The sequence below is a fragment of the Nocardiopsis valliformis DSM 45023 genome (assembly GCF_000340985.1).
GTDB lineage: Bacteria > Actinomycetota > Actinomycetes > Streptosporangiales > Streptosporangiaceae > Nocardiopsis > Nocardiopsis exhalans.
Window position 1 is genome coordinate 26,875 of the sequence record NZ_ANAZ01000031.1, and the last position, 26,715, is coordinate 53,589.

At 69.3% G+C, this 26,715-nt stretch carries 23 protein-coding genes and 1 pseudogene; 10 read left to right on the forward strand and 14 right to left on the reverse strand.

Annotated elements, in window-relative coordinates:
* Positions 1–37: 37 nt before the first annotated feature.
* From D457_RS0124895 to D457_RS0124905, 3 genes are all read right to left on the reverse strand, one after another.
* Positions 38–769 carry a nucleotidyltransferase family protein gene (locus D457_RS0124895; RefSeq protein WP_017583398.1) on the reverse strand — a complete coding sequence of 244 codons (732 nt, stop codon included), beginning with the start codon at positions 767–769 and terminating at the stop codon, positions 38–40.
* Positions 770–804: 35 nt separating this feature from the next.
* Positions 805–3,312 carry an AAA family ATPase gene (locus D457_RS0124900; RefSeq protein ID WP_026117002.1) on the reverse strand — a complete coding sequence of 836 codons (2,508 nt, stop codon included), beginning with the start codon at positions 3,310–3,312 and terminating at the stop codon, positions 805–807.
* Between the two features lie 282 nt (positions 3,313–3,594).
* Positions 3,595–4,329 (reverse strand): ribonuclease HII, encoded by a 735-nt coding sequence (locus tag D457_RS0124905; RefSeq protein ID WP_017583399.1) that lies wholly within the window; start codon positions 4,327–4,329, stop codon positions 3,595–3,597.
* Positions 4,330–4,516: 187 nt separating this feature from the next.
* Here D457_RS0124905 and D457_RS0124910 point away from each other — a divergent pair, with 187 nt between their 5' ends.
* The 3 genes from D457_RS0124910 to D457_RS0124920 all read left to right on the forward strand — a co-directional run bounded on the left by D457_RS0124910 (position 4,517) and on the right by D457_RS0124920 (position 6,378).
* On the forward strand, positions 4,517–5,161 hold the full coding sequence (locus tag D457_RS0124910; RefSeq protein WP_017583400.1) for a DoxX family protein: 645 nt from the start codon (positions 4,517–4,519) through the stop codon (positions 5,159–5,161).
* A gap of 73 nt (positions 5,162–5,234) precedes the next feature.
* On the forward strand, positions 5,235–5,891 hold the full coding sequence (locus tag D457_RS0124915) for a hypothetical protein (protein ID WP_017583401.1): 657 nt from the start codon (positions 5,235–5,237) through the stop codon (positions 5,889–5,891).
* Positions 5,892–6,189: 298 nt separating this feature from the next.
* Positions 6,190–6,378, forward strand: coding sequence for a hypothetical protein (locus D457_RS0124920; protein WP_017583402.1), 189 nt, complete (start codon positions 6,190–6,192; stop codon positions 6,376–6,378).
* A gap of 132 nt (positions 6,379–6,510) precedes the next feature.
* On the opposite strand, the gene D457_RS0124925 is transcribed toward D457_RS0124920, so the two are convergent.
* Together D457_RS0124925 and D457_RS0124930 are read right to left on the reverse strand one after the other, a co-directional pair.
* A complete protein-coding gene (locus D457_RS0124925; RefSeq protein ID WP_017583403.1) occupies positions 6,511–7,986 on the reverse strand; it encodes an SPFH domain-containing protein in 1,476 nt (491 codons plus the stop codon).
* Positions 7,987–9,864, reverse strand: coding sequence for an SPFH domain-containing protein (locus tag D457_RS0124930; RefSeq protein WP_017583404.1), 1,878 nt, complete (start codon positions 9,862–9,864; stop codon positions 7,987–7,989).
* A 333-nt stretch (positions 9,865–10,197) separates the two neighbouring features.
* Here D457_RS0124930 and D457_RS0124935 point away from each other — a divergent pair, with 333 nt between their 5' ends.
* Complete coding sequence (locus D457_RS0124935; protein WP_017583405.1) at positions 10,198–10,503, forward strand: hypothetical protein; 306 nt, start codon at positions 10,198–10,200, stop codon at positions 10,501–10,503.
* Positions 10,504–10,568: 65 nt separating this feature from the next.
* On the opposite strand, the gene D457_RS0124940 is transcribed toward D457_RS0124935, so the two are convergent.
* From D457_RS0124940 to D457_RS35435, 3 genes are all read right to left on the reverse strand, one after another.
* On the reverse strand, positions 10,569–11,000 hold the full coding sequence (locus D457_RS0124940) for a CBS domain-containing protein (protein WP_017583406.1): 432 nt from the start codon (positions 10,998–11,000) through the stop codon (positions 10,569–10,571).
* Between the two features lie 107 nt (positions 11,001–11,107).
* A complete protein-coding gene (locus D457_RS33340; RefSeq protein ID WP_026117004.1) occupies positions 11,108–11,542 on the reverse strand; it encodes a type II toxin-antitoxin system VapC family toxin in 435 nt (144 codons plus the stop codon).
* Positions 11,524–11,856, reverse strand: a complete 333-nt coding sequence (locus tag D457_RS35435) for a hypothetical protein (RefSeq protein ID WP_193374542.1) — start codon at positions 11,854–11,856, stop codon at positions 11,524–11,526. Before D457_RS35435 ends, D457_RS33340 begins: the two co-directional genes overlap by 19 nt.
* Positions 11,857–12,120: 264 nt before the next feature.
* Between D457_RS35435 and D457_RS37840 the strand changes: the two are divergent.
* From D457_RS37840 to D457_RS35945, 3 genes and pseudogenes are all read left to right on the forward strand, one after another.
* Positions 12,121–12,303 (forward strand): annotated as a pseudogene (locus tag D457_RS37840) (helix-turn-helix domain-containing protein); the annotation flags it as partial.
* 21 nt (positions 12,304–12,324) lie between these two features.
* On the forward strand, positions 12,325–12,654 hold the full coding sequence (locus D457_RS37290) for a helix-turn-helix domain-containing protein (RefSeq protein ID WP_239646216.1): 330 nt from the start codon (positions 12,325–12,327) through the stop codon (positions 12,652–12,654).
* Between the two features lie 11 nt (positions 12,655–12,665).
* Positions 12,666–13,505: an IS3 family transposase gene (locus tag D457_RS35945; RefSeq protein ID WP_239646217.1), complete on the forward strand. Its 840-nt coding sequence runs from the start codon at positions 12,666–12,668 to the stop codon at positions 13,503–13,505.
* Positions 13,506–13,576: 71 nt separating this feature from the next.
* Here D457_RS35945 and D457_RS0124960 read toward each other — a convergent pair whose 3' ends face one another.
* A complete protein-coding gene (locus tag D457_RS0124960) occupies positions 13,577–16,375 on the reverse strand; it encodes a vitamin B12-dependent ribonucleotide reductase (protein WP_026117006.1) in 2,799 nt (932 codons plus the stop codon).
* A 158-nt stretch (positions 16,376–16,533) separates the two neighbouring features.
* Positions 16,534–17,022, reverse strand: a complete 489-nt coding sequence (nrdR, locus tag D457_RS0124965) for a transcriptional regulator NrdR (protein WP_017583411.1) — start codon at positions 17,020–17,022, stop codon at positions 16,534–16,536.
* Between the two features lie 775 nt (positions 17,023–17,797).
* On the opposite strand from nrdR, the gene lexA reads away from it, so the two are divergent.
* Both lexA and D457_RS0124980 read left to right on the forward strand, forming a co-directional pair.
* Positions 17,798–18,529 (forward strand): transcriptional repressor LexA, encoded by a 732-nt coding sequence (gene lexA, locus D457_RS0124975; protein WP_017583412.1) that lies wholly within the window; start codon positions 17,798–17,800, stop codon positions 18,527–18,529.
* Positions 18,530–18,707: 178 nt separating this feature from the next.
* Positions 18,708–19,745, forward strand: coding sequence for an alpha/beta hydrolase family protein (locus D457_RS0124980; protein ID WP_039831894.1), 1,038 nt, complete (start codon positions 18,708–18,710; stop codon positions 19,743–19,745).
* Between the two features lie 86 nt (positions 19,746–19,831).
* Here D457_RS0124980 and D457_RS0124985 read toward each other — a convergent pair whose 3' ends face one another.
* The 3 genes from D457_RS0124985 to leuS all read right to left on the reverse strand — a co-directional run bounded on the left by D457_RS0124985 (position 19,832) and on the right by leuS (position 23,796).
* Positions 19,832–20,518 carry a hypothetical protein gene (locus D457_RS0124985; protein WP_017583414.1) on the reverse strand — a complete coding sequence of 229 codons (687 nt, stop codon included), beginning with the start codon at positions 20,516–20,518 and terminating at the stop codon, positions 19,832–19,834.
* Positions 20,515–21,162, reverse strand: coding sequence for a hypothetical protein (locus D457_RS0124990; RefSeq protein WP_017583415.1), 648 nt, complete (start codon positions 21,160–21,162; stop codon positions 20,515–20,517). Before D457_RS0124990 ends, D457_RS0124985 begins: the two co-directional genes overlap by 4 nt.
* Before the next feature lie 138 nt (positions 21,163–21,300).
* Positions 21,301–23,796 (reverse strand): leucine--tRNA ligase, encoded by a 2,496-nt coding sequence (leuS, locus tag D457_RS0124995; protein ID WP_017583416.1) that lies wholly within the window; start codon positions 23,794–23,796, stop codon positions 21,301–21,303.
* A gap of 276 nt (positions 23,797–24,072) precedes the next feature.
* Between leuS and D457_RS0125000 the strand changes: the two genes are divergently transcribed.
* The gene (locus tag D457_RS0125000) at positions 24,073–25,653 is read left to right on the forward strand and encodes a long-chain-fatty-acid--CoA ligase (protein ID WP_017583417.1); all 1,581 of its coding nucleotides are present in this window, start codon (positions 24,073–24,075) and stop codon (positions 25,651–25,653) included.
* Between the two features lie 101 nt (positions 25,654–25,754).
* On the opposite strand, the gene D457_RS0125005 is transcribed toward D457_RS0125000, so the two are convergent.
* Positions 25,755–26,663, reverse strand: a complete 909-nt coding sequence (locus tag D457_RS0125005) for a carbohydrate ABC transporter permease (RefSeq protein WP_017583418.1) — start codon at positions 26,661–26,663, stop codon at positions 25,755–25,757.
* Between the last annotated feature and the right edge of the window lie 52 nt (positions 26,664–26,715).

Here is a 26,715-nt window from a genome sequence, read left to right on the forward strand (position 1 = left end):
ACGATACCTACCGCCCCGGTGCCCCGCCAGAGCCAGGTCAGGCCTTCCCGCGCATGGCCTCGATCTCGGCCCCCGCCTCCTTGACGTCCTTGGCGGTGTCCACGCCGCGCCAGAAACCGTCGATGCGGTAGGCCGCCAGCTTCCCCTCCTTGGCGAGGTCGGGGAAGGTCGAGGACTCGTGGTCGCCCTTGACCGGCAGGAGCGGGGTCAGACCCGGCTCGAACAGGTAGACGCCCGCGTTGATCCACACCGGTAGCAGGGGGCTCTGGGTGAAGCCCTCGATGCGGTCGTCCCCGTCGACGTCGACGATGCCCCAGGTGGTGCGGAACTGGGCCAGGGCCAGGGTGCCGAGTCCGCCCTTGGCGCGGTGGCGCGCGGTGAGTTCGTCGAGGGGGAACCAGGTGAGGACGTCACCGTTGAGGGCGAAGTACGGGGCTTCGGGATCGCGCAGCCCGGTGGCGGCGTAGCGCAGGGCTCCGCCGCGGCCCAGCGGCTCGTCCTCGACCAGCAGGGTGATCTCTGGACCGCCCTGTCGTGCTGCGAGGTGTTCGCGCAGGACCTCGGCCTTGTACCCGCAGGAGACGACGACCTGCTCGACTCCGTGCGAGGACAGCCACTCCAGCTGGTAGTCGATGATGGGCCGTCCGGCCACCTCCACCATCGCCTTGGGGCGGGTGTCGGTGTAGGGCCGCAGCCGGGTGGCCTGTCCACCGGCGAGGATCAGGGCCTGCTTGACGGGGGACGCGGAGGATGAGGGCGAAGCGGTCATGTACTGGACAGTAGCAGGACGGGGTGCCGGGATCCCTAGCTGTTCTGGGTGGCGTCGGCGTAGGCCCTGCGGACGTCCTCGCTGGTGACCACGGTCAGCTCGGCCGCCGTCGCCGACTCCCCCACCTCCTGGGAGACTCGCAGGTCGCGGTGGGAGCAGGCCCGCTCGTAGAGCGAACGGGCGAAGCGGCCGTTGCCCAGTTCGTCGATCCACCCGGTGGCGCACACGTGCGTGAAGATGCTGTGCAGGTCCTCGCGCGCGGTGTCGTCGAAGACGTCGCCAGTGCGGGCCGCCACGGTGTCCGCGATCTCGGACAGCTCCTCGGGGCTGTAGGACGGGAACCGCACCCGCACGTTGAACCGGGAGGACAGCCCGGCGTTGGAGGCCAGGAAGCGGTCCATCTCGTCGGTGTAGCCGGCCAGGACCACCACGAGGCGGTCACGATCGTCCTCGGCCCGTTTGAGCAGGGTCTGGATGGCCTCGGCCCCGAACGCGTCGCCGCCGCTGTAACCGGGGTTGACCAGGGAGTAGGCCTCGTCGACGAACAGCACCCCGCCCAGGGCGCGGTCGATCAGCCGGTTGGTCTTGACGGCGGTCGCGCCCAAGTGCTCACCGACCAGGTCGGCGCGCTGGGCCTCCACGACCTCGGCCCGGCCCAGCATGCCCAAAGCGGAGAAGACCCGGCCGAGCACGCGCGCGACCGTGGTCTTGCCGGTACCGGGCGGACCGGAGAAGACGAAGTGGCGCATCGGCGGCTGGTGCGGCAGACCCTGTTCCTCACGCAACCGCGCCACCCGCAGCTGCGCCACCAGGGAGCGCACCTGTTCCTTGACCGGTTCCAGGCCGATCATGCCGTCGAGTTCGGCCATCGCCTCCTCCAGGCCCGGGGACTCCCCGAAGCCCGGCAGGCGGGAGGTGAGTTCGGAGTAGGCGGTCTCGACGTCGGTGGTGAGCACGGTGACCAGGGCGTCCGGGCTGGGGCGGAGACCGGGTTCGTCGCCGCTCACCCCCGAGGTGACCACGCGCACGTCACGGGCCTGGGAGGCCTTCTCCACCATGGAACGGGCGAAGCGGCCGTTGCCGAGCTCGTCGATCGCCTCGCGCTGGACCGCCTGTTCGAACCGCTGCCGAAGCGTGCGGGCGGCCTCGGGCTCGAGGAAGTCCCCTCGCTGGGCGACGAGATTCTCGGCGATCCGGAGCAGCTCGGCGGAAGAGTAGCTGGGGAAGCTGATCCGGGTGGCGAACCGCGAGGCCAGACCCGGGTTGGAGGCCAGGAAGGCGTCCATCTCCTTCTCGTAACCGGCCAGGATGACGACCAGCTGGTCGCGGTCGTCCTCGGCCCGCTTGAGCAGGGTCTGGACGGCCTCGTTACCGAACCGGTCAGCCTGGCCGTCACCCTCGTTGACCAGGGAGTAGGCCTCGTCGACGAACAGCACCCCGCCCAGGGCGCTGTCGATGAGCTCGTTGGTCTTGATGGCGGTGGCGCCCAGGTACTCGCCGACCAGGTCGGCGCGCTGGGCCTCCACGACCCGGGATGTGGGCAGGAGCCCGAAGGAGTGGAAGATCGTGGCGAGGGTGCGGGCCACGCTGGTCTTGCCGGTACCCGGCGGCCCGGAGAAGACCAGGTGGCGCAGGGGGCGCTCCACGGAGAGCCCGGCGTCGGCCCGCAGGCGGGCGGCCTCGATGGAGGCGGCGATCCCGCGAACCTGCTGTTTGACCGGGTCGAGTCCGATCATGTTCTCGAGCTCGGCCAGGGCCACGTCGACCGGGACGGGTTCCTCCTCGGCGTCGGCGCCGTCCTCGGCGGTCCTACCCCGGCGGGAGCCGTCGGAGCCGCGGCCGCGCACGTTCTCGGTCTCGCCCCTGCGGCCGGGGCCGGTGCCCTCCCCCGCCCCCGCGGGCCTGCGCTGTGCCCCGCCCGGTTGGGCCCCGCCCGACTGCGATCTGGACGTGCTGGTCCTGCGCTTGTCGTCGTTCTCGCGGCTCTCCTTGGCCACCTGCCCGGAGGCGAGCAGGCGCCACAGCAGGCCTGCTCCCGCGGCGACGTAGAGCGCGGCGATCCCGGCACCGCCGGGGAAGGGTTCGACGATCATGCCGAGCAGTGCCACGGAGAACCCGACGACGAGCCCCGCGGTGAGCGCGAGCAGGGAGGTGTGCCAGACGGGGAACTCGCGGGCACGACTGGCCGCCAGGACCACCAGGAAGGGCAGGGGCAGGACCAGCAGGGTGACCGGCTGGGCGGTCAGCGGGATCTGGAAGAGCGGTACCGCGATGAGCAGCCACACCACCGAGACCACCACGGTGAGAAAGGCGTCAAAGGAACGCATCAGGGCGGAGAACGCCACCAGCAGCAGCACTGTGCCGAGCACGAACCCGAACACGGGCAGGCTCAGGACGAGTGCGACGACGGCGACCACCGTGACGATCACCAGCGCCGCCACCAGACGCCGCCCGAGGGGAACCCGGTGGTAGAAGGCGCGTAGGCGGTCCAGTCCCGAGGCGCGGTCGGCCTGCGCGGCGGCGGAGCGCAGTTCGCGCGTCATCCGTAGCCCCTTCCTGCGTGGGGGTCGCGTGGTCGGCCCGGGGGCGGGCCGAGGTCGGAGGGGACCGACACCCGCGACGCGACCGTGGCTGTGGCCGTGAACGCGGCTGCTCGTGTTCCTTGGGGCAGGTGCGGCCGGCCACCCGTGCGGCAGGCGGGCACACCCCGGAGAACAGCCTTGCCCCAAGTGGGGCCGGATGTCCAGTGCGGAGCGGCGTGTCGCGGGTCCGCTCGGGGCCACTCGGGGCCGCAGGTTCAGGGCGCCCTGGCCGAGGCAGCGGGTTCAGAGCAGCGGGATCTGACCCCCGGGGGCGGGGCGCACCCGGCGCAGGTGGCGCCATCGGGGCAGGTCGTCGAGGTAGGCCCAGCTCATTCGGTGATAGGGGGTGGGCCCGGCCTCGGCCAGGGTGGCCCGGTGCGTGGGCGAGGGGTAGCCCGCGGCCTTCTCGAAACCGTAGCCGGGGTGCTCCTCGGCGATCTCGGCCATGAGGGAGTCCCGGCGTACCTTGGCCAGGATCGCGGCTGCGGCCACGCTCACGCAGGTCAGGTCGCCCTTGACCTGGGTGCGCACCGGCCAGGGTCGGCCGATGAAGTCGTGGCGGCCGTCGAGGAGCACCGCGTCGGGGCGGGGTTCCAGGGCGTCCAGGGCACGGCGGGCGGCCCGGTGCAGGGCCTCGGTCATACCGACCTCGTCGATCTCGGCCGCCTCGGACCAGCCGAAGGCGTGATCGGCCACCCACGGCTCGATCTGCGCGGCGAGCTCGCGGCGCCGTTTGGGGGTCAGGCGTTTGGAGTCGGTGAGCCCGGCGGGCGGTTCGCCCTCACCGGGGACCGCGGCGCAGACCAGGAGGGGCCCGGCCCAGGCGCCCCGGCCCACCTCGTCCACCCCGGCCACCACGCGCGCACCCGCGGCGCGGAGTTCGTTCTCGATCTCGAAGGTGGGCGCGGGCGGCGGGTCGCTCTTGCGGGAGGAGCTGTTCTGCTGGGCGGAGTTGTTCTGTTGGCGAGTCGTCGGCACGCCACAACCCTAGAGCGGGCGGGTGACCTTCCGTGCCGGTTCGGCCGAGGAGCTCCGGGGCCTGCCGGTACCGACGGGCCCAATCCGGTGGGTTTTGCGCGACTCTCCGAGAGTGACACCGGGTAAGTGCACGTTACTTTCGGTAGTTTCCGCTTGTTGGAACCGCCGCGCCGGGTTGCCGGGAGGAATGGACATGCAGCGCACCAGGCCGAGGATGCGGCCCGAACCCCCACCGAAACGCTCCACCCGTCCTACTCGATCCGCCCTGGGCACCCGGTCGGCCAAGCCCGCCATCCTGCGCGGCCGCCTCTACGACGTCATCTCCGCCGCCACCCGTGTGGGCGTGGGCTGGGTGTTCGCCGAGTACGGCCTGGCGCTGCGCGGCCAGGAGGGTCTGGTCGCCGAGCGGCTGTCCGACGCCGGGATGCCCGTCGCCACCTTCGCCGCACCGTTGGCCCCCGCCCTGTTGGTCGCGCTCTCGGTGGCCTTCGCCGTGGGCCTGCTCACATGGCTGACCGGGCCGCTCCTGGCCCTGTCGGCCATGATCGGCACCCTCACCGTCGGGGCCGCGCACCTGTCCCCGTTCGGCTCCTGGGGGGCGACCGCGCTGGTCACGGCGGTGTGCGTCCTGATGGCGGTGGGTGGTGGACGGTGGTCCTGGGACTACCTGGTCCTCTCACCACGACCCAGCGCGGCCCGACCTGTCCGGCGCCGGGCACCATCGACGACACAGGGGAAAGCTCCCGCTATTTCGCCCCGTCGCCCCGAACACGCCCCACCTCTGCTCTATCCTGTGGAACAGGCCGCACAACAACGGCCGTATCGACTGTGACGCGGCCCGTTCGAGCCCTTAGGCTGCCCCGGGGCCCGCGTCACCATGACCCGGATTCGGTGGGGGGAACGTCATGTCCGCCGCAGCTTCCGGCCCGAACCCTGACGGGTCCGTGGCCAAGCTGATAGAGATCGCCGAGAAGCCGACGCTGGCGCAGCGGCTGATCAGTTGGGCCTCGCGCCCGCCCGGTCGGCTCTACATCCCCGCGTGCGGGGTGATCGGACTCGTTCTTCTCTTCGAGGACAGCATGCCAGCGGGGCACCTGCCCACGTTCGTCATCGGCATGGTCGGCGGGCTGCTCCTGGCCGGTATGGGCGCACTGCGCCTGGGGATCGCGCTGGCCGTCGCCCGTCCGATGATCCGCCACTACTGGCTGCGCTGGATCTCCGCGCCACTCATCGCCTTCCTCTCGCTGGGCCTGGCCGTGGCCGACGTGCCCTTGCAGATGCGCGTGCAGGCCTCCGCCGAGCAGCTCCTCGAACTCCGCGACGAGGTCGCTGACCCCACGACCATCCCCCGCAACGGGGAGTGGACCGGGATGTACTCGCTGCGCAGCGTCTCGGTGACCGACGACGTCACCCACTACGAGGTGGAGGACGCCGGACTCTTCTACCCCGCCGGGCTGGCGCACAGCACCGAGGAGATCCCCGTCGGGGTCTTCGTGCCCGGCCAGGGGTCCCGGATCTACGAGCACATCTCCGGTGACTGGTACGTCTGGGTGGACCACTGATCCCCGCGCACCGCGGGCCCTCGCGGCACCCCTGACCCGCCTCTGACTCCACACCGCCTGGCAGCGCTCCTCCCGGAGACGCTGCCAGGCCTCCCTTATTCAGGGCCCCTTTCAGACGGCACCGCCAGACGGCACTGCCCGGGCACCGGCGGCCCGGGCACTTAACCGGCTCTTTGCCGGGCGCTGCCCCGCTCCAACTCTTCTCTCACCCTCGGCGTGTACAGATGGGTGCGTCCCCCGGGAGACACCCCTCAAGGTTCTCCCCCAGGCAGCGCCGCCCCACCCGAGGAGAGGTTCCATGCGCGAGTTCGTGCTCACCCTTCACCTGCGTATCCACGATTCCATCACCGCGCTGCGCCGTGCCCACGCCATCGGCGACGACGACCTGGCCACCTCCCAGGCGGGAGAGATCGAGGACCTGGTGGAGATCGCCGCCCGGCACGGGATCGACATCGCCGGGTACGGTTCCCTGACCCTCAGCGTGTGAGAGCGTTCCCTCCCCAGGCAGACGAGGGGCCCCGCGACACGAGATGTCGCAGGGCCCCTCGCACGTTCCTCCGTTTCCGGCAAGCACCAGGCGGCACGGTCCCGAAGGATCCGGGCGGCACTGAGCTGGAGGTCAGCGACCGCGTCGGCCACCGTCCTGGCTGCCGCCGTAACCCTCACCGCGCTCGAACTGCTGGCGCATCGCGGTGTCCTGCTGGCTCTGGTGCTCCTCGGCCAGCTGCTGCTGGCGGGCGGCGGCCGCGGCCACTGAACCCTGGGCGCTGTCGAAGGCCTCCTGGGCCGCCGAAGCGGCCAGCGAACGGGTGGAGGAGCCACCCCCGCTGTTCATGACCTGCGGCAGCAGCTGCGCGGTGAGCAGGGTGGACAGCGTGGAAGCGTCGCCGGAGCCGCCCTCGGTCTGCACCACGACCGGGCGCGGAGCCCGCCCGGCCAGGATGGCCCCCACGTCCAGGCGGCGTCGGGCCAGCTCGTACTCCAGCACAGCCCGGTTGTCCCGGTAGGCGGTGGCCAGACGCCGCTGTGCCTTGGCCTCGTTCTCGGCGGCGACCAGGTCGGCCCGGCCGCGCGTCTCGATCTCGTACCGCACCCGCTGGGCCTCGGTCTCCTGCTCCTCCAGCATCTGCGCCACGTCCTTGCGCGCCTTGTTGAGGGAGGCGTTGACCTCGACGATCTTGGCGTCGCGGGTCTTCTTGGAACGCTCGATATCCATGAGCAGGGTGTCGATGCGGCGCTTGCGCGTGAGCTCCCACTCCTGCTCGTAGGCGACCAGCTCCTTGGCGACCCGCTCCCGGGTGGCCAGGTGCTGCTGGTACTGGTTGGGCAGCTGCACGTCCGGGATGTTGCAGCCGGTGATCTCGACGCCGTACTTTCTCAACTGGTTGTTGAGCAGGCCGCGCATGTCCTCGACGTTCGAGCCGCGCAGATCGTAGGCGGACTCGGTGTTGACCATGCGGCTGCGCTGACGGATGGCGTCCTGCACCGCGCTGGAGAGCACGAGGTCGAAGTTGCTCGCACCGATGGTGAGGACGAACTTGTGCGAGTTCTTGATCCGGAACTTCAGGAAGAACTCGATCGACTTCAGCGGCACGTTCTCCCGCGTGGGGCAGGCCAGCACCGGGGCCGTGTAAGGGATCTCCGTGCTGGTGTCCACCACGAAGTCCACGCGCTTCCACGGGTGCCACAGGTAGTGCCGGCCCGGGCCGATGACCTCGGTGAACTTGCCGTACTTGGTGAGAATGCCGTCGGTGCCTTGCTCGATCTCCACGATCGCGCCGCGCCACCACCACAGGCCTCCGAGCAGCACGCTGAGCACACCGACGATCAGGGTCGGCACCGCCAGGGCGCCGTAGGCCACGCCGGACAGGCCGCTGCCGAACGCCGCGTTCAGGGTCATCATCAGCGCACTGCTGATCGCGAACAGGCCGAACCACACCAGGATGGTCCAGCGCAGTCCGCGGTTGTCACGCGGTATGACGACCGGGACGATCGCGCCCTGGTCACCGCCGCGCAGCAGACCCGCGAGGTCACCCCACGAGGAGAGGGACTCCTTGATGTTGGAGCCGCCGCCGGGGTTGAAGGACTCACTCATCTACTGACCTCCCGGGTGCTGGCCCTCGGAACCGCCCTGCGGCCACGGGGGCGGCGGCGGGTTCTTCGGGTCCTGCGGGTTATGGAACGGGGCGCCGGAGGGCGGCGGGGCGTCGACCGGGGGCTGCCCTGCCGGTTGGGCCTGACCGCCGTGGGTGGCCGGGCCACCGTGCGGAGCCTGTTCGGCGGGAGAGGCGGGCTCGGTGTCCGGCGACGGAGCGGCCTCGGAGATGCGCTCGTCGATGGCCTCGTCGCTCACCGACTGGCGGATCTCCTCGACCAGGTCCTCGCCCGGGTCCTCGACGGAGGGGCCGCGGCGTGCGTTGGCCTCCTCCTCGATGAGGGCGTTGATCTCCTGCTCGCGCTGGGAGATGCGGGCCTTGATCTCGCCCAGACGCTCACGGACCGCGGCCATGTCCTCATCGGAGAACAGGGCGGTGTCGCTCTGACCGATGATCTCCTGGGCGATGCGCAGGTAGTCGACACTGGCACCGTCGCCCGAACCGATCCGCAGCACCTGCGGCAGGCTGTCCGCGACCGACTCCAGCTTGTCCAGGAGGTTCTCCCGGAACCGGTAGTTGAGGATCTCGGGCGCCTCGGCGGCGCTGACCGCGCGGATGTCCAGGGCCTGGGCCTGCAGCAGCGCGGCGTTGGCGTTGGCCTCGGACTCGGCCTCCACGAAGCGCTGGCGGGCGGTGGCGCGCGCCCGGTTGGTCTCACGCTCCAGGGCGGTGTCCATCTGCGCCTGGTACTGGGCGATGTCGGCCTGGATCGCGGAGAGCGTCTCGTTGAGGGTGGCGAGCTCCTTGTTCAGGTCACCCTCGTTCTGCTCCTTGCGCAGCTGGAGCTCGTACTCGAAGGTGTAGGCGTCCTTGGCCACCCGCACCATTTCCGGCGCCGCCAGGTCCATCCGGTACTCCTGGCTGGAGGGCTCGGCGTGGGTGATGTTGGCGCTGGTCAGTTCGACGATCCCGTTGAACTGGCTGTTCAGGGAGGTCAGCAGTCCCTGGGTGCCCTCGCCGACCATGTCGTAGATCGCCGAGGCCTCCTGCTCGTAGATGAGACTGCGGGTGGTCTCGCTGATGGCGTTGTTGAGCTTCTCCTGGAAACCGTGGACACCGCCCAGGGTGTAGACGAAGTCGTCGGGCTTCTTGATCTTGAACTGCACGAACAGGTCGACCGAGGCCTGGACGCCGCTCTTGGTGGGAGCGGATCGGATCGGCGCGTTGAACGGGTACTCGCGCTCGGTGTTGACGATGTAGGAGACGCGCTTCCAGGGGTTGAACAGCGTGACCCGGCCCGGGTCGAGAAGGCCCTCCATCTTCCCGAACCGCGTCATGATGGCCTTGCAGCCGTCCGGGACCATGACCATGCCCTGGCGCCACCACATGAAGCCGGTGACGGCGAGGGTGATGAGCCAGTAGTGGATCCCGAAGAAGGGGTTGAGCAGTGAGTTGGCGCCGGTGACCATCGCCGTCGCCGTCACCGTCGAGAACCCGATGACACCGATGACCACCAGGGCGATCGCCGGGAGCATCGTGACGAGGGTGCGTCCCCGGGGGGTGACCATCGGACAGATGACGTGGACGGGGCCGCTCCGGCCGCGTTCGTAGTAGCTGCGGTTGAGGGCCTCGCCTGCGTTGTTGAGCGAGGTGGTCTTCTGCTCGATACGGGTGTCGACGGACGCGCCCTGCTCACGTGCGGCGACGAAGTCCTGCGGGTCGAGACCGCTCTCCGAACTCTGACCGGACCGCTGGCCGGCCCCCTGTCCGCCCACCTGGCCCGCGGCCTGTTGGACTGCGTCGGTCACGGCCTGGCGCGGGTCGCCCCCCTGGGCTACCGCACTGGCCGCGCCGCGCACGGTCTGCGCGAACGACATAGGCATTCACTCCTTGTAACGGGACGTCGGGAACTATCAGCTTCGACGTTGCGTACTGTTTTCCGGTTCCAGGTCGGGACGGGAGCGACGCACGAGAAGGCGGTAGTGGTCTGTTCCTACCGTGGCACGTACACCAGCCGAAACCCATGGTTCGTGTCCTGAGCGTGATGCGGAATCAGCCGCTCGGTGACCGGCCGCCCCGGCCGAACCGGACCGGGGAGCACAGCAGCCCTCGGAAACGACCCCGGAGCGGGACACGCGCGCCGAATGGCGCGCCTCTCGGAGCGGAGCTAGCCTCGATCTGACAGATTCACGACAAACGGGGAGTCCTCGATGCCCGCAGTACCCAGCGCTGTCCTGACCACAGCCGGTCTGATCGGCGGCTATTCGGTGGCCCGCGCCACCGGGAACCGCCCCCTGGGCGGGGCGGTCCTGGCCGGGTTCGGCGCCGCGGCCTTCGAGACCACGCGCCGCAGCTCGGGTCTGGGCACCGCGATCGCGCTGACCGGCGTGTACGTGGCCGCCTTCGGCCTGTCGCACCCGCTGGCCAAGAAGGTCGGTTCCTGGCCCGCGGTCCTGGGCGTGACCGCCGCGACCGCCGCCGTCGCCGTGGCGTCGGGCGATCACTGCGACACCTGAGACACCTGAGACACCTGAGACACATGAGACACGGCGCGACGGCGGTCGGAGGAGGCCGGGCCCCGCTACCGGCCGTGGATGTAGGCCTCCAGTTGGGCACGGTCGTCCTCAAGGATCCGTAGACGGCTCTTGACCAGGTCACCGATGCTGACGATCCCCGCCAGCCGCCCCTCGGAGGTGACCGGGACGTGCCGGAACCGGCGCATGGTCATGTGTTCGCTGATCTCCTCGACGGTGTCATCGGGGGTGCAGGTGACCACGTCGGAGGTCATGATGTCGGAGACCGGGGCGGACAGCAGGTCTGGTCCACGGCGCTCCAGGTGTCGGACCACGTCACGCTCGGAGACGATGCCGACGAGCGTGGCGTCCTCCGCGGCGACGACGACGGCGCCGATGTTGTGACGTGCGAGCTCGGTGAGCAACTGCGCGACGGTCGCTTCAGGAGCGACGCTCACCACCTCCGGGCCCTTCGCCCGCAGGATCGCGGCTATCAGCATGGGAACCACCTTCCGCTGGCTGTCACCGGGTGCCGAAGGGTTACCCGCTCCCCTCCCCCGCCAACCACAGGTGTGGACCACGCCCCCGCCAAGAAGCCGTCACGAACTCAGAGGGGCACCACCGCGACCCTTTCTGATCTGGGCCGCTCCGGTTCCTCCACGAGCGCGGCCAGGTCCTCGGGATCGCTCGTCAGTACGAGGACCGGCCTCGGTTGCCGAAGCGCGGTGGCCGCCACCACGGAATCGATCGCGCAACGGTGACCGGACAAACCAGCTCTGCCAAGGAGCTCCCCCGAGGCCCTACCGATCTCTGGCGAGACCGGAACGACCTCGACTCTCGCCAGGACCCGGTGCACGGCGGCGTCCCTCGGACCGCCCCTGAGTACCTCGGTAAGGGTGAGCGCGCTGGTAACCACGCGTGCTCCTCTTCGCCGCGCGGCCTCGAGGTGAGCGCGGGCTCGCTTGTCCCCGTGAGAGAGCTTGGACAGCCCTTCACTGTCGAGGACAAGTGTGCCGCTTCCGGTCACTCGACGTCCGGCCATGCGCCCTCCGCCTCCGCAACCAGATCTTCCGGAACCTCACCGTGCTCCTCGTCGAGCAGCCCGACGAGCTCGGCCAACAGGTCGGACTCCAGTCGTTGGGCGACCGCCTCGGTTACATACTTGCTGAACTCCCCCCGCCCCACTCTCTGCTGGACGGCGGCGCTGAGGTCCTCTGGCATGGAGACGCTGATCTTGCGCGCACGACCGCCGGAGAAACTCGAGTCCTCCCGTGCACCGGACGGGACCAGTTCAGGTGCGGCCCCGCCTAGTTCGCGCAGCGCTTGCGCGAGGGTAACCAGCTGGTCCCTGGACAATCCGCCACCAAGGCTTATAGACCCCGCATGAATCGCCTGAACGGCCGACTGACCGGGCTCCTGCTCGGCGGATCTGTATCCCGATTCCATAAGTTCAGCTCCCATGCAGGTGATGCTACCGGCGGTGGTAACTTCTTTCCCGGTGAATGAGGAAACACACCCGGGCCCCTGGTGCTTCCCGGTTCATCGGTGCCGCCCCAGGACGGCACAGGCTGGATTCGACCACAAAAAAAGGGGCGGCCGGATTGAACTGCTCCCCGGAAGTTGGACTGGGAAATCCAGTTCCATCTACCGGGGAGCAGTCACATCTATCCCACGAGTTCGCTGTCCGAAGATCAACGTCATAGCGCTCTGGCCCTGTTCGAGGCCGGACACGGACCCAAAGCCGTCTCCACCAGACTGGGCGTGTCCAAGCATGCAATGAGACGCTTGCACGATCGATTCAAACTTCGAGGTGCGGGAGCGTTGATGCGCGAGCCGACCAGAGGGTCGTTCACGTTCGAGTTCAAACTCGACCTGGTCCGCCAGGTCATTGACGGGCACGCTTCACCAGCCCAACTGGCCCGTGAACACGCGTTGTCCTCACCCAAACTGGTCGAGAACTGGGTCCGTGCCTACCGAAGCCGGGGAGAACAAGCCCTGCGCCCCCAACGCAAGGGCCGACCACCCCAGGACCCGGACAAGCCCGCACCAGAGCTCAGCGACCTCGAACAGCTGCGCCGTGAAAACGAGCGCTTGGCCGCGGAGAACGCCTACCTAAAAAAATTGCGGGCCTTGAGGGAACAGGGGCGGCGATGAAGGCTGCGGCCGTGGCTACCCTCAAGGCTCACCATCCCCTCACACTGCTGCTTCAGGTCGCGGGTCTGGCCCGCTCCACGTTCTTCTACCACCAGGCCCGACTCCAAGCCCCGGATCCCCACGCTGCGCTCAAAGCCCAGATCAGGCAGCTCTTCGACAAGAACAAGGGTCGTTACGGGCACCGCCGGATCCATGACCAGCTCCTCAAGAAGGGGTGGCGGGTGGCGAAGAAGACCGTACTCAAGCTCATGAACCAGCTGGGCGTGGTCTGTCGGGTGCGCCGCAAGAAGCCCTACAGCTCCTACCGGGGCCAGGCGGGCCAGGTGGCGCCGAACCTGCTGGAGCGTGACTTCACCGCGCAGGGGCCGAACCAGAAATGGGTGACCGACGTGAGCGAGTTCGCCGTCGCGGGCCACAAGGTCTACCTGTCACCGGTCATGGACCTGTTCGATCGGCAGATCATCTCCTACACGGCCGCTCTGTCACCGAACCTGGAGTTGACCAACACCTCCTTGCGGGAGGCGTTGAAGACCCTGCCCCCTGGTCAGAGCCCGCTGGTCCACTCCGACCAGGGGTTTCAGTATCAGCACGTGTCCTGGCGGCGGCTGCTCGCCGGGGTCGACGGTCTTCAGTCGATGTCGCGCAAGGGCAACTGTCTGGACAACGCGGTGATCGAGAGTTTCTTCGGTCACCTGAAGGAGGAGTTCTTCACCCACTCCGAGTTCGAGACCGTCGAGGAGTTCACCACCGGGCTGGATGAGTACATCGCCTGGTTCAACCACGAACGCGTCCATAGCTACCTTGAGGGCCTGAGCCCGGTTCAGTACCGAGCTCAGGCCCTGGCGGCATAACCTTTAGTTAGCCGGTCCAACTATCGGGGACCAGTTCAGATGGCCGCCCCTCGGTTCTCCACCTCTCCCGGTCAGCTGCAGCCGCTGGTGGCTCCGCAGCCCTCGCAGGCGTAGCAGCTGCCGGAGGGCCGCATCTTGGTACCGCAGGTGATGCACAGCGGGGCGTCGGCGATGAACCCCTCGGACGGGGCCACCCGGGGCGCCCGGGGCTCGGAGCGCTCCTCCCGCGGGGACGCCGGGGCCTCGGCCGGGGCCGCGGACTGCGCGTACGACTCCACCTGCACCGCGGTCTGGGCCGGGTCCTCGCCGTTGAGCTGGGCCTCGCGCTCGGCGGCCGACAGCACTCCCAGGGCGGCCCGCTCCTCGTAGGGCAGGTGGTCCAGGGCCAGTCGGCGGAAGATGTAGTCCACCACCGACTGCGCCATCCGGATGTCCGGATCGTCGGTCATGCCCGCCGGGTCGAAGCGCATGTTGGTGAACTTCTCCACGTAGGTCTCCAGCGGGACCCCGTACTGGAGTGCGATGGAGATCGCTATGGAGAAGGCGTCCATGACCCCGGCCAGGGTCGACCCCTGCTTGCCGAGCTTCATGAAGACCTCTCCGAGCCCGTCGTCGGGGTAGGAGCCCGCGGTGATGTACCCCTCGGCCCCGCCCACGGAGAACGAGGTGGTCTCGCTCGGCCGCTTCTTGGGCAGCCTGCGCCGCACCGGCCGAGGCACCTCGATGACCTCGGGGGCCTTCTCGGCCCCGCCCTCGTTCCTGGCCGTGGACAGCGGCTGGCCCACCTTGCAGTTGTCCCGGTAGACCGCCAGCGCCTTGAGCCCCAGGCGCCAGCCCTCGTAGTAGATGTGCTCGAAGTCGGCGACCGTGGCCTCCTCGGGCACGTTCACCGTCTTGGAGATCGCCCCGGACAGGAACGGCTGGGTGGCCGCCATCATCCGCACGTGCCCCATGGATTCGATGTAGCGGCGCCCCATGGCGCAGTCGAATACCTCGTAGTGCTCGGGCCTCAGCGACGGCGCCTCCACCACATGCCCGTTCTCGGCGACGTACTCCACGATCGCCTCGGCCTGCTCGTCCTGGTACCCGAGGTTCTTCAGGGCCCGCGGAATCGCCTGGTTCACGATCTGCATGGACCCGCCGCCGACCAGCTTCTTGTACTTGACCAACGAGAAGTCCGGCTCGATCCCGGTCGTGTCGCAGTCGAGCATGAAGCTGATCGTCCCGGTGGGAGCGAGAAGACTGGCCTGGGCGTTGCGCCAGCCGTGGCGTTCGCCGAGCCTGAGGCACTCCGCCCACTCCCGGGTGGCGGCCTCGTGGACGGGCTCCTCCAGGGCGCCGACGGTACGCAGGTCGTCGTTGGCGGCGGCGTGCTTGCGTATGACGCGCTTGTGGGCCTGCTCGTTGCGCCGGTAGCCCTCGTAGGGACCGACTACCCCGGCCAGTTCGGCGCTGCGGCGGTAGGCGGCCCCGGTCATCAGCGAGGTGATCGCGGCGGCCACGGCGCGGCCGCCGTCGGAGTCGTAGGCGTGGCCGGTGGCCATGAGCAGGGCACCCAGGTTCGCGTACCCGATGCCGAGCTGGCGGTAGGCGCGGGTGGTCTCGCCGATCTTGTCGGTGGGAAAGTCGGCGAAGGTGATGGAGATGTCCATCGCCGTGACCACCAGCTCGGTGAGCCGGGTGAACCCCTCGACGTCGAACGTGTCGTCCTCACGCAGGAACTTCAGCAGGTTGACCGAGGCCAGATTGCAGGACGAGTCATCCAATGACAGGTATTCACTACATGGGTTACTTGCGCTGATTCGCCCGGTTTCGGGGTTGGTGTGCCAGTCCTGAATGGTGCCGTCGTACTGGATGCCCGGGTCCGCGCACTCCCAGGCCGCGCGGGCCATCCGGTGGAAGAGGTCCTTGGCGTCGACGGTGGCGATCACCTCGCCGGTGGTGCGGGAGGTCAGCCCGAACTCCGAGCCGGTCTCGACCGCGCGCATGAAGGCGTCAGAGACCCGGACTGAGTTGTTGGCGTTCTGGTACTGGACGCTGAACATGTCGTCACCGCCCAGGTCCACGTCGAACCCGGCGTCGCGCAGCGCCCGGATCTTGTGCTCCTCGCGGGACTTGGTCTCGACGAACTCCTCGATGTCGGGGTGGTCCACGTCCAGCACGACCATCTTGGCCGCCCGCCGTGTCGCCCCGCCTGACTTGATGGTCCCGGCGGAGGCGTCCGCGCCGCGCATGAAGGAGACCGGGCCCGAAGCCGCACCGCCGGACGAGAGCAGCTCCTTGCTGGAGCGGATCCGGGACAGGTTCACCCCCGCGCCGGAGCCGCCCTTGAAGATCAGCCCCTCCTCCTTGTACCAGTCCAGGATCGACTCCATGTTGTCGTCCACGGAGAGGATGAAACACGCGCTGACCTGCTGCTTCGCCGCTGTCCCCACGTTGAACCAGACCGGGGAGTTGAAGCTGAACAGCTGGTGGGCCAGGGCGTACTTGAGTTCGTGGTCGAAGACCTCGGCGTCCTCCTCGGAGGCGAAGTAGCCGTGGGCGCGGCCGGTCTCGGTGTAGACGCCGACGACGCGGTCGATGAGCTGTTTGAGGCTCCACTCGCGCTCAGGTGTGCCGACGGCTCCGCGGAAGTACTTGCTGGCCACGATCTGGGTGGCGTTCACCGACCAGGAGACGGGGAACTCCACGCCGCGCTGTTCGAAGTTGACGGTGCCGTCGCGCCAGTTGGTCATGATGACGTCGCGGCGTTCCCATTCGAGGGTGTCGTAGGGATGCGTGCCCGCGGTCGTGTTGACCCGCCGCATCTTGAGCCCCTTGCGTGGCCCCTTGCCCTTGCGCCCCACTGGACCGCGCGTGGTTTCCGTCATGGCAGCGTCTCCCCGAAAGTACGTTCATGCGCGGACCGGCGTCGACCGCGCGGGCGTTCATGTGTGTTCGGGGTGGTGCGGGGGTACGGCGGTGTCCTTGGCCGTGCTCCCGACCACCTTCGGGTGGCCGTTCCGGCGTCGCGTGGGCGCCGTTCGGGCTACCCGGTGGAAGCGGTGTCGACCGCGGGTTCGGTGTCGACCTCACGGTCCTTGCGCAGGCTGGCGATCTCCGCCTCGAAGTCGGCAAGGCTCTCGAAGCCCCGGTAGACGCTGGCGAAGTGCAGGTAGGCGACCTCGTCGAGGTCGCGCATCGGGCCCAGGATGGCCAGACCGATCTCGTGGGCGGGCACCTCGGCTACGCCCCGGCCGCGGATCTCCTCCTCGACCTGCTGGCCGAGCTTGGCGAGGGCGTCCTCGGAGACGGGGCGGCCCTGGCAGGCCCGGCGCACCCCGGCGATGATCTTGGTCCGGCTGAAGGGTTCGGTGACCCCCGAGCGCTTGGCCACCATCAGCAGGACGGTCTCCTGCGTGGTGAAGCGGCGCTCACAGACCGGGCAGGACCGGCGGCGCCGGATGGCCGCGCCGTCGTCGGTGGACCTGCTGTCGATCACCCGGGTGTCCGGATGACGGCAGAACGGACAGTGCATCCCGGTTCACCTGGCTTCCCTGTACCCGACCGACAAATCTAGGGGGCCACTAACCCCAGGGGTCTACTAAACCACAACTTCTTGACCGTAGACCCCATTCCAACACCAGATGTTGTGGTCGAACCTAGGCGTCGAGACGGACGCCCGCAACCCTGCCCGCGGCGTGTCCCCGCACCCGACCCGACAGGGACGACCGACCGGCGAGAAACGGGACTCGGGGAGGCAGGGGCGGACAGGTGGGGAATGTGCGGCGGCGGGCGCCGAATCCAAGGATAAGGGGGAGGGTGCCCGTGACTCGCCGGCCGCCACACCCCTCCCGTGACCGAATTCCCTTCCCCGCCGCCCCACCCAGCACCGGGCCGCGGGCCGGCTGTCGCGATGCGGTCCCGGGCGAGACGAACCCCATACCGGAACCCGGCCCGCACACCGCACGCACGCCGCACGAGAGCCCGCCCCGCCCCCTTCCGCGGACTTACAGGCCCCTTCCTCGGACCTCTTCGCACATTCGGGGGACAACGTCGGGTGAACACGTGTACACACATAAGTGGGGACCGCGGGAATCGGGACCCGAAAAAACACAAAGCGAAATCCCCATGCAGCATCGACCACCCGTTCTCGAACGCTTGTTTGATATCACCGTGTGCAACGACTAATGTTGACCTTGATTTCACGCCGGTTTCGCCGCCGGAGTGGCCCACCAGGTCGGCGCGGTCGCGGCCGGTGACTGGCCACACGAACAGGCCCTGACCGAACCGAACACCGAGGAGGCCCGGCCGTGCCGGAGGAGAATCCCGGAGCCGTCGGCTCCGGACCCACCACCGTTCTTTCGCCCGTCGGTGACACGGGCGCGACCACGCCCGAACCCCCCAAACTCACCGCACGCCAACAGAGTGTTCTGAACTGCATCCAGCGTTACGTCCGGGAACGGGGTTACCCGCCGTCCATCCGGGAGATCGGTGACTCGGTCGGCCTGTCCAGCCCGTCCAGCGTGGCGCACCAGCTCAAGGTGCTCCAGCGCAAGGGCTACCTGTACCGGGACCAGAACCGGCCGCGCGCAGTCGAGCTGCGCACGCCGGGCAAGGAGGGCGCGCAGGCCATCACCCGGGAGGAACTGTCCGCCGACTCCACCCGGGCCGCCTCAGTGCCGCTGGTCGGCCGGATCGCCGCCGGCGGTCCGATCCTGGCCGAGGAGGCGGTCGAGGATGTCCTGGCGCTGCCGCGGCAGCTGGTCGGCGAGGGCCGACTGTTCATGCTCACCGTGGTGGGCGACTCGATGATCGACGCCGCCATCACCGACGGCGACCTGGTGGTGATCCGCCAGCAGCAGGACGCCGAGAACGGCGACATCGTCGCGGCGATGCTGGACGACGAGGCGACCGTCAAGGTGCTGCGCCGCGAGGAGGACGGGCACGTCTGGCTGATACCGCGCAACGACGCCTACGAGCCGATCAACGGAGACCAGGCCACCATCCTCGGCAAGGTCGTCACGGTCATGCGCCGGGTCTGAGGCAGCCGCACCCCACGTGCGCACCGGGAGACCGGGGCGGGTGGCGGGCCGATACGCTGAGGGCGTGTCGACACCTGCCTCCGCCCCCGCCTCCCGTACCCCGGGCGCCTCCGGGGCCACCAGTGTTTCCGGGCGTCCCGGTACCCGCGTCCCAGGCGCCTCCGACCGCCGTTCCGCGCTGCTGGCTGTGCTGGCCGCCGGTGCGTTGCTGGTCACCGCCTGCACCCCCACCGACGGTGACGACGGGCCCGTGCTACCCGGTGCTTCCGGGCACGAGCGCACGGTCTCCTTCCAGGGCGGCGGGTTCACCGTGCCCGGCACCTTCACCGTCCCCGCCGGGTCCGGTGACGGCCAGGTCCCCGGGGTGCTCATCATCTCCGGCAGCGGCCCCACCGACCGGGACGGCAACAGCGCCGGACGGCCCGAGGCCGACACCAACCTGAACCTCGCCCGGGTGCTCACCGGTGCGGGAGCGGCCTCGCTGCGCTACGACAAGTTCGGCAGCGGCGACCCGGCGGACATGGACGACGCCGAGGAGGTGGCCCTGGAACGCGACGTGGACCCGCTGGTCTACGACGAGCAGATGGCCGCCGCCTACGCGGAGCTCATCGCCCAGCCCGAGGTGGACCCCGAACGCACCGTCATCCTGGGCCACAGCGAGGGCGCCCTGTTCGCGCTGCGCGCCCACGAGGTCCTGGACGCCGAACCCGCACTGGTGCTGGCCGCCCCGCCCGGTACCCGCATGCTCGACCTCATCGACCGACAGGTGACCGAGCAGGTCCGCACAGCCGAGGCCCAGGGCGGGGTCGGCGAGGTGACCGCCGCACAGCTACTCTCCGACATCCGTGCGGGGCGGGCGGCGGTCCGCGCGGGCACCGAGCTGCCCCGCGACGACAGCACCGGGCTCTTCACCGAGCAGAACGAGGACTACCTGGCCTGGATCGACGCCTTCGACCCGGTGGAACTGGCCGGGGAGCTGCCCGCGACCACCCCGGTACTGGTCCTGTGGGGTGAGGAGGACGCCCAGGTCAACGCTGAGGAGATCGACCGGCTGATGACCGGCCTGAGCGGCGCCGAGCGCGTGGACCTGCCCGGTGTGGACCACATCCTGCGCGAGTATGACGACTCCCCGGGCGCGGCGGCGCTGGACGCCGACCGTCCCTTCGCCCCCGAGGTCACTCCGGCCGTCGAGGAGTTCCTCGACGGCCTCTGGTAACCCTCATCCCCCGTGATCTTGCTACCAGGAGCGAAATCGGCGCCGAACTTGCCTCTGGTAGCAAGATCACCGCTGGAGAGGTGCGGCTAGTCGGTCTCGTCGGGGGCGGGCAGCTGCTCGACGACGGCCCGGGCGAGGATTTCGGCGTCCTCCGCGGCAACGTCGCCGTCCACCGAACCGGTGGCGTCGTAGTCGGTGGCGGCGGTGTAGCAGGACTCCACGTACAGGTTGGAGACCCGCACAGCCACGCACCCGACCTCGAAGGCTCCGTTCTCGACCCACTTCAGGGCCTCGTCACCCAGACCGTCCACCGGCTGGGCGTCGTTGCCGTCCGCGGTGGAGCGCAGGGTGTCGGCGGCGGTGTCCTCTCCGCCCTCGACCGGGGCGGCGACCAGGACGAGGGTGGCAGCGGCCGGGACGGAGTCCCCCGCACCCTCGGGGGTGGCCCAGCGGCACTGCCAGCCGGCGCCGAAGGAGTCCTGGACGCTGCCGACGGTCTCCTCGATCTCGCTCTCGTAGCCGGGCACCAGTTCGTCGAGGGCCTCGGTCTCGCCGATCTCGCACTCGGGCGCGGCCTCGAAGTCGCCGTTCTCCGTGCCGCTGCCCAGCAGGTACCAGGCGAGCCAGCCCGCGAGGCCCAGCACCACCGCGAGCAGCAGGACCAGGAGGGTGACGGCCAGACCGCGGCTCTGCGGCGGGGTGGCCCCGGGATCCTCCCCAGGATCCCTCGGAGCGGGGCCGCCCGGGCCGGGACCGGGGTAAGGCGTGCTCACAGGGCCTCCCCGAGCTGCCCGGCGAAGTCCATGACGGTCTCGCGTGCCCGGTCGAAGGGCACGGGGTCGTCGCCGTCCATCGCGCTGTAGGAGACGCGCACCAGCAGGTTGTCCGCGTGGAAGGCGAGTTCGGCGGTGCCGGGCACCTGGCCGCGCCAGACCTCGGCCTCGATCCCCTCGCCCGCCGCGGCCTCCCCGCCCTCGTCCGCACCCTCGGCTCCGGGCGCCAGGACCACGGTCTCGCCGCGCATCGGGACCACCGCGCTCTGCGCCCGGGCGGCGAACTCCTCGCCCGTCACGACCGGCTCGGCGGAGGCGTCGGTGAAGCGCGCGGCCAGCTCCACCCGCAGCACACCCTGTTCCCTGTTCCCGTTCGCCTCGCCGCCGTCTGCCTCATCGATCTGGCCGGCGGAGGTCCACACGCATTCGGTGCTCTCCCCGCCTGCCAGCGGCCCGCTCTCGGCCGATTCCAGAACCGCCCCGGGCAACGCCTCGGCGATCGCCTCCTCGGGCACCAGCCCGCAGCGGGGCGCCGCGGTGTGCGCGTCACCGCCGTGCGGCTCGTCCGGGTCGTCCCCGGCCAGCCACAGACCGCCTCCCACAGCCGCGGCGGAGACCGCCACCGCGGCTGTAACCACGATCACTGCCCGAACCCAGGGTCGGGGTCCACCACCCGTCGCAGAACCCACCCGGCACCGCCTCCCAGTCAGTCGTCACGCCCAAGGTAAGGGGCGGTGGCCGCCACCGCGACCACCGCCCCGCACAACCGATCAACCGGCGAATCAGCCGACGACGATGTTCACCAGCTTGGGCGCGCGCACGATCACCTTGCGGACCGTCTTGTCACCGATGAAGCTCTGGGCCTTCTCCGAGGCCAGGGCCAGGCGCTCCAGCTCTGCCGGGTCGATGTCGGGCGAGACGGACAGCTTGTCCCGAACCTTGCTCTGCACCTGCACCACGCAGGTCACCGACTCCTGGACCAGCAGCGCCGGGTCAGCCTCGGGCCAGTTGCCGACGGCGACCGTGCCGGTGTGGCCCAGCTTCTCCCAGCCCTCCTCGGCGACGTAGGGCGCGAACAGGGACAGGGCGATCGCCACGAACTCGGCGGCCTCGCGGACGGCCGGGTCGGCGGCGCCGGGGCCGGAGTCGATCGCCTTGCGGGCGGCCGAGACCAGCTCCATGCAGCGGGCGATGGCGACGTTGAAGCGCTTGTCCTCGACCAGGGCGGTGATCTGGTCGATGCTGCGGTGGGTGACGCGGCGCAGTTCGGTGTCACCGGCGGCGAAGTCCACGCCGGGGGCGCTGGCCGCACCGGCCTCGTTCATCACCCGGTAGGCGCGGTTGAGGAACTTCTGCGCAGCGACCACGGACACGTCGGCCCAGTCCACGTCCTCCTCGGGCGGGGAGGCGAACAGCATGGTCAGGCGGACCGCGTCCACGCCGTAGGCGTCGATCTCCTTGCCCAGGTCAACGCCGTTGCCCAGCGACTTGGACATCGCCCGGCCCTCGTTGATGACCTGGCCCTGGTTGGTCAGGCGGCGGAAGGGCTCGGTGAAGTTCAGCATGCCCATGTCGTGCAGGACCTTGGTGAAGAAGCGCGCGTACAGCAGGTGCAGCGTCGCGTGCTCCTTACCGCCGATGTAGTGGTCGACGGGGCCCCACTTGTTGACCTCTTCGGTGTCGAAGGGGGCCGTGTCCAGGTGCGCGGAGATGTAGCGCCACGGGTACCAGGACGAGTCCACGAAGGTGTCCATCGTGTCGGTGTCTCGCTCGGCCGGACCGCCGCAGGAGGGGCAGTCCACGTGCACCCACTCCTTGGCCGCGGCCAGCGGCGAGATGCCCTTGGGGGCCAGCTCTGCGCCCTTGAGGTCGGGCAGGGTGACCGGCAGCTGCTCGTCCGGGACGGCGACCTCGCCGCAGGAGGGGCAGTGGATGATCGGGATCGGGGTGCCCCAGTAGCGCTGGCGGGACAGCAGCCAGTCGCGCAGGCGGTAGTTGACCGTGGCCTCGCCGGTGCCGCGCTCGCCCAGGATGCCGATGATGCGGTCGATGGCGTCGGTCTTGGTCAGGCCGTCCAGCGGGCCGGAGTCGCGCAGGACTCCCTCGCCCGCGGTGGCCACACCGGTCTCGACGGGGTCGGCCTCGCCGGTCTCGACCACGACCCGCACCGGCAGGTCGAAGGCCAGGGCGAAGTCCAGGTCGCGCTGGTCGTGCGCGGGCACCGCCATGATGGCGCCGTGCCCGTACCCGGCCAGGACGTAGTCGGCGGCCCAGACGGGCATGCGCTCGCCGTTGACCGGGTTGATCGCGTAGCGGCCCAGGAACACGCCGGTCTTGGGGCGCTCGGTGGTCTGACGCTCGATCTCGGACAGCTTGGACACGTCGGAGCGGTAGGCCTCGAAGGCCTCGCGCTGCTCGGGCGCGCACAGCTCCTCGGCCAGGTCGGCGTCGGCCGCCACCACGAAGAAGGTGGCCCCGTACAGGGTGTCGGGCCGGGTCGTGTAGACGGTGACCGGCTCGTCGCGGCCCTCGATCTGGAAGTGCACGTCGGCGCCGGTGGAGCGGCCGATCCAGTTGCGCTGCATGGCCAGGATCTCGTCCGGCCAGCGGCCGTCGTCCAGCTGGTCCATGTCGTCCAGCAGGCGCTGGGCGTAGTCGGTGATCTTGAAGTACCACTGGTTCAGGGCGCGGCGCTCGACGTCGGCGCCACAGCGCTCACACTTACCCTGCACGACCTGTTCATTGGCCAGCACGGTCTGGTCCTGGGGGCACCAGTTGACCAGCCCGTCCTTGCGGTAGGCCAGCCCGCGCTCGAAGAAGCGGGTGAACAGCCACTGGTTCCACTTGAAGTACTCGGGGTCGCTGGTGTGCAGTCGGTGCGACCAGTCCAGCGCCAGACCGTAGCGGCGCATCGAGGCGGCCTGCGTCTCGATGTTGGCGTAGGTCCACTTGTAGGGGTGGCTGTTGTTCTTGATCGCCGCGTTCTCGGCGGGCAGGCCGAAGGAGTCCCAGCCGACCGGGTGCAGGACGTTGTCGCCGCGCTGGAAGCGGTAGCGGCCGATCACGTCGCCGATGGCGTAGGCCTCGGCGTGGCCCATGTGCAGGTCACCGGAGGGGTAGGAGAACATGTCGACGATGTAGGAGCGGGGGCGGTCGTCCCCGGCGTCCATGTGCGCGTCGAACGGAAGCTCGGCGGACCAGCGCGCCTGCCACTTGTCCTGAAGGGCATGGGCGTCGTAGGTGTCGCCCGTCGTCTGGTCGCCGTCTACCGCTGTCATCGCTGAATTTTCCTTAGCCGGTTCTGGGTGTGTTGACTTCAGGTTAGCGGTTGCGGTACCCGACCGAAGACCGGTTTTCCACCATGCGAGACACCCCCGAACCCGGCACCCCTCACGGAGAGTGACAACAGGACCGGTCGTTTTACGGGCCCCTCGCCCCTGCACACCGACCGCGCGGTTTGTTACTCTGCCGTAAAAGTGGCGCAGAACACGCGACGCGGGTCACACCTGCGCTCGTTGCACCTGTCTGGATTCACTTGCCTGCGGGAGGCCCCCATGTTCAATCTGTCCGTACTTCTCGAGGACGGCGCCCGATCTGTGCCCGAGAAGGAGTGTCTGGTCTTCGGGGACACCCGACTCAACTACGCGATCACCGACATGATCGCCAACCAGGTCGCCAACCTGCTCGTCTCCCGGGGGATCAAACCCGGTGACCGGGTCGCGCTGGCCAGCCCCAACCTGCCCTACTTCCCGTTCGTGTACTTCGGCGCGCTCAAGGCGGGCGCCGTGGTCGTCCCGCTGAACGTGCTGCTCACGCCGCGCGAGATCGCCTACCACCTGGAGGACTCGGGCGCCAGGGCGCTCTTCGCCTTCACCGGCAGCCCCGAACTCCCGCTGGGGCAGCGCGCCTTCGAGGCCTTCAACCAGACGGACACCTGCGAGATCTTCGTGGACATGCCCGCCTCGGCCGGGGCCACCGAGTCCACGATCGAGGGCGCGGAGACCATCTGGACGGCGCTGGCCGGTCAGGCGGGCACCTTCGAGACGGTGCAGTCCGACGCCGACGACACCGCGGTGATCATCTACACCAGCGGCACGACCGGCAAGCCCAAGGGTGCCGAGCTCAGCCACAACAACCTGATGATGAACGCGGTCGTGGCCTCCAGCCTGGTCAACCCGCATCCCGACGGCCGCGACGTGGCCCTGACCGTCCTGCCGCTGTTCCACATCTTCGGCCAGACGGTGATGCTCAACGCGAGCCTGTACCGCCACGGCACGATGATCCTCATGCCGCGCTTCGACGGCGACCAGGCCCTGGAGCTCATGCAGAAGGAGGGCGTGACCGGGTTCGCGGGCGTGCCCACCATGTACTGGGGCCTGCTCAACGCTGCCCAGAACGCCGAGCCGGGCAAGTACGACCTGGAGGCCATCGCGGGCAACATCGTCGACGCCGTCTCCGGCGGTTCGGCCCTGCCCGGCCAGCTCGCCGAGGACTTCACCAAGATCTTCGGCGTGGGGATCAAGGAGGGCTACGGCCTGTCCGAGACCTCCCCAGTGGCCTCCTTCAACAACCCCGAGACCGGTGCCAAGACGGGCTCCATCGGCCGCCCGGTCTGGGGTGTGGAGATGAAGCTGATCGACCCCGAGTGGAACGAGGTCGTCAAGGACGGCGAGGCGGACCCGGTCGGCGAGATCGCCATCCGCGGCCACCTGATCATGAAGGGCTACCACAACCGCCCCGAGGTCAACGCCGAGGTCCTCAAGGACGGCTGGTTCCGCACCGGCGACATCGCCCGCCGCGACGACGACGGCTTCTACTTCATCATCGACCGCTCCAAGGACATGATCATCCGCGGCGGCTTCAACGTGTACCCGCGTGAGGTCGAGGAGGTTCTGATGACCCACCCGGCGATCAGCCTGGCCGCGGTCGTGGGCGTCCCGCACGAGACCCACGGCGAGGAGATCAAGGCGTTCGTGATCCTCAAGGACGGCGTGGAGGCCACCGCGGAGGAGATCACCGCCTACTCCCAGGAGAAGCTGGCGGCGTACAAGTACCCGCGCCAGATCGAGTTCCGCACGGAGCTGCCGATGACCTCCACCGGCAAGATCCTCAAGCGCGAGCTGCGCGACGCCTAGGTTCCGCGAGCCTGGGAATCCCGGAAGCAACTGAGGGGGCCGTCCCGGCGGGGCGGTCCCCCTTCTCCTGTGTTTCCCTGTGCTTCCCCTGGGCGCTCCGGTCAGCCCTTGACCGCGCCCTGGACCAGTCCGGCGGCCATCCAGCGCTGGACCAGGACGAAGAACACCATCACAGGGATCGTGATGATCGTGGAGGCGGCCATGACGTGCCCCCAGTCGTTGGCGTACTGGCCGAAGAACTGGCGCAGACCCACCGCCACCGTGTAGTTCTGGCTCTGGGTCATGAAGGTCATCGCCAGCACGAACTCGTTCCACGCCACGATGAACGAGAAGATCGCCGTGGCCACCAGACCCGGGGCCACCAGCGGGAACAGCACCTTCCAGAACATCTGCGGCCAGGAGGCCCCGTCGATGTAGGCGGCCTCCTCGACCTCCTTGGGGACCGCCGCCACGAAGCCGCGCATCATCCAGATGGCCAGGGGCAGCGACAGCGCCACGTAGACGACACTCAGTCCGATCAGGGTGTTGAGCAGCTGGAGGTCGCGCACCTGGATGAACAGGGGGATCACCAGCGCCTCCAGCGGCACCATCTGCACGATGAGGATCATCACCAGCACCGCGGTGCGGAACCTGAACCGGAAGCGCGCCACCGCCACGGCCGCCAGCATGCACAGCACACACGCGAAGAGCACCGTGATCCCGGCGACGATCAGGGAGTTGCGCAGGTACGTGCCGAAGTTGCCCTCGGTCATCACGTACACGAAGTTGTCGAAGGTGAGCGAGGTGGGCAGCAGCGCCCCGGTCCCCGAGGTCGTGCTGTCCGAGAACGCGCTCATCAGCATGAAGTACACGGGAAACAGGGTGAAGAGCAGGATCGCGCTCACCCCGGCGGCCCTGGCGACCACGCGGCCGAAGCGGAGCGTGTCGCCCCGGCGCCGGGAAGCCTTGACGCGCGCCTCCCAGTCGGCCTTGGCCGCGCCGGCGGAGCTGTCAGCGGTGAGCGTGTCCAACGGACCTCCTCGTGTGGGTGGCGCGGTGTGCCGGGGCGGGCCGGGCGCCGGG